2 protein-coding genes are annotated in these 3,150 nt (G+C 43.8%); one reads left to right on the forward strand and one right to left on the reverse strand.

The annotated features are described in order from the left end of the window. Nucleotides 1-755, reverse strand: a 755-nt coding sequence (cobA, locus tag VK541_RS09685; protein ID WP_324369395.1) for a uroporphyrinogen-III C-methyltransferase, incomplete at its 3' end; no start/stop codon positions are given. A gap of 276 nt (nt 756-1,031) precedes the next feature. On the opposite strand from cobA, the gene nirB reads away from it, so the two are divergent. Next, the coding region (gene nirB / locus VK541_RS09690) for a nitrite reductase large subunit NirB (RefSeq protein ID WP_324369397.1) at nt 1,032-3,150 on the forward strand (2,119 nt) is incomplete at its 3' end.

A 3,150-nucleotide genomic window follows, 5' to 3' on the forward strand; every position in this document is an offset into this window, starting at 1 on the left:
GAAACGCTCAGTAGCTCCGTCATCGGCAGTTCCCTGGCGTTAACAACCTCTCCTATTATAATAATAGCCGGATAACTTATCCCTGCTTTTGCAGCCGCAGCTTCCAGATCCTTTACTTTACAGATGACTTTCTTCTGCTGCGGCAATGAAGCATGCTGTATCATGGCGGCAGGCATGGCACCCAGTCCGGATTGCTGATAAATGCCGGCGATCTCTGCCAGTTTTTTCATACCCATATAGATGACCACTGTCGCTGAGCTTTTCATCGCGCATTGGAGATCATTAGAAAGTGTTCCATCTTTTTTTGTCCCGGTGATGACCCACATGCTCTCGCTGATTCCGCGATGGGTCAGTGGAATACCACTGAAGCCACTCGCCTGCATACTGCTGATACCGGGTATATAGTGTGCCGGTATACCATGCTGCTCGGCATACAGTATTTCCTCAAAACCTCTTCCAAATATAAATGGATCACCTCCTTTTAACCGTACGACTACATTGTGGTCCGCGGCGTATTCTTTAATGAGTTCATGTATGGTTTCCTGCGGTGTATAACTTCCATAGGGCTGCTTTCCGACATAGACCATTTTACAGGAAGACGGGGCAATATCCAATAATTCTTTATTGATTAAGTTGTCATACAGGATAACGTCTGCCCGCTGAAGCACTTTATATCCTTTAAGTGTGATCAAATCCGGGTCACCCGGACCTCCTCCTATAACAAATAGCCCAAAATCACCTGCATTTTTATCCATAACCTATTGTTTTTAGTATTAAATTATAAAAATCGGCAAATAAAACGATATATTTCAATTTATTTATGATAATAATCATATTAATTTGATTTTTAAATATAAAAAGTAATATATTTGAATATCAAAAGTCACATAAATACCAACAAACAACAATCAATAATAAAAACTATGTGGTTTTTTATATAAAAAAATAAAAACACATGCAATTTTCACCATTTATTGAAAATATTTAACATAAAAAATCAATTATATCAGAAAAACGCTAAATAATCCGTTATGAGTCAGAAAAAAGTAGTTGTAATTGGTAATGGAATGGTTGGTTACAAGTTTTGCGAAAAAATAACTGCCAAATCTAATGATTTTGAAATAATTGTTTTTGCTGAAGAGCCCAGAAGAGCTTATGACCGGGTTCATTTGAGCGAATACTTTAGTGGAAAAAATGCAGATGACTTATCTATGTCTACACAGGAGTGGTATTCAGAACAGGGAATCACTTTATATTTAAATGATCCGGTAAAAGAAATCAACAGGTCAGCAAAGACTGTACATTCTCATGCGGGCAAGACAGTTGCTTATGATTACCTGGTACTGGCAACGGGTTCTTCTGCCTTTGTGCCTAATATAGATGGTGTAGAAAAAGACGGTGTATTTGTATACCGTACTATAGACGACCTGGAAATGATCAAAAGTTATGCAGCAAATGTGAAGACCGGCGCAGTGATGGGCGGCGGTTTACTGGGGCTGGAAGCTGCCAAAGCGCTGATGGATCTGGGAATTGAGCAGCCTGCCGTTATAGAATTTGCTCCTCGCCTGATGCCGAGGCAAATAGACAATGCGGGAAGTCAAATGCTTCAATCCAAATTACAATCCATGGGTTTGCAAATCCTGCTGAACAAAAGTACAGCAAGCATTGAAGGCGAACATCACATCACAGGGCTTAAATTCAACGACGATACGGAACTCCCTATAGAAATGCTGGTCATCTCCGCAGGCATAAGACCAAGAGATGAACTGGCCAGATTGTGCGGACTGGAGACCAGCACCCGTGGCGGAATCATTGTAAATGAGAAAATGGAGACAACAGATCCTTCGATCTTTGCGATCGGGGAATGTGCGCTGGCAGACCAGATGATCTACGGCCTTGTTGCTCCGGGATATGAAATGGCTGAGATCGTGGCGGCAAATCTGTGCGGTGCCGCGAAACAGTTCAATGGTTTTGACATGAGCACCAAACTGAAGCTGATTGGTGTGGATGTAGCCAGTTTTGGCGACAATTTCATCACGGAACCGGATTGCCGCACGATTATTTTCGAAGACACCCATAAGGGGACTTATAAACGTATTAATATCAGTAATGACGGGCAGTACCTCTTAGGGGGTATTTTAATTGGGGATGCGGCAGCGTACAATATGCTGCTGCAAACAACCAATAACAAGATCATCCTGCCGCCAAATCCTGAAGATTTGATATTGGGCTCCAGAGGCGGCTCGGAACCTGCCGGTGCGGGTATTACTGCACTGCCTGATGATGCACTGATCTGCAGCTGTGAAGGCATTACCAAAGGGGCAATATGCGATTCAGTATCAGAAGGCGGCTGCGAAACGGTAGATGCTATAAAAAAATGTACCAAGGCCGGTACAGGTTGCGGCGGCTGCGTTCCAATGGTGAAAGACCTGATGCTGCATACCATGAAAGCAACAGGAAAATATGTTCGCAATGTAATCTGTGAACACCTGAGCTACAGCAGGCAGGAACTGTATGACCTGGTCCACATCCACAACCTTAAAAGTTATGATGAGGTACTCGATAATCTGGGTCAGGGTGATGGCTGCGAGATCTGCAAGCCGCTGGTTTCTTCGATACTTGCCAGTCTGTGGAATGAGATGATCCTGAAAAAAGGGAACGATACTGCACAGGACAGCAACGACCGCTTTCTGGCAAATATTCAAAAAGGAGGAACCTATTCTGTCGTGCCGCGGATCCCCGGAGGAGAGATTACACCTGACAAACTAATGGCAATAGGGAGTGTGGCAAAAAAATACAATCTCTACACTAAAATAACCGGCGGACAACGTATTGATATGTTTGGGGCACACCTGAGTGACCTGCCATCGATCTGGGATGAACTGATTGCCGAAGGATTTGAAAGCGGACATGCTTATGGCAAGGGTTTGCGCACTGTAAAAAGCTGCGTTGGAAGCACCTGGTGCAGATTTGGTCTTCACGACAGTGTGAGCTATGCCATCAGGATAGAAGAACGCTACAAGGGGATCCGTGCCCCGCATAAATTAAAATCTGCTGTGAGCGGTTGTATCCGCGAATGCGCAGAGGCACAAAGCAAAGATTTTGGGATTATAGCAACGGAGAAAGGCTGGAACCTGTATGTATGCGGAA

Origin of the sequence: Pedobacter sp. (genome assembly GCF_035317785.1) — a bacterium.
In the GTDB taxonomy this organism is placed as follows: domain Bacteria; phylum Bacteroidota; class Bacteroidia; order Sphingobacteriales; family Sphingobacteriaceae; genus Pedobacter.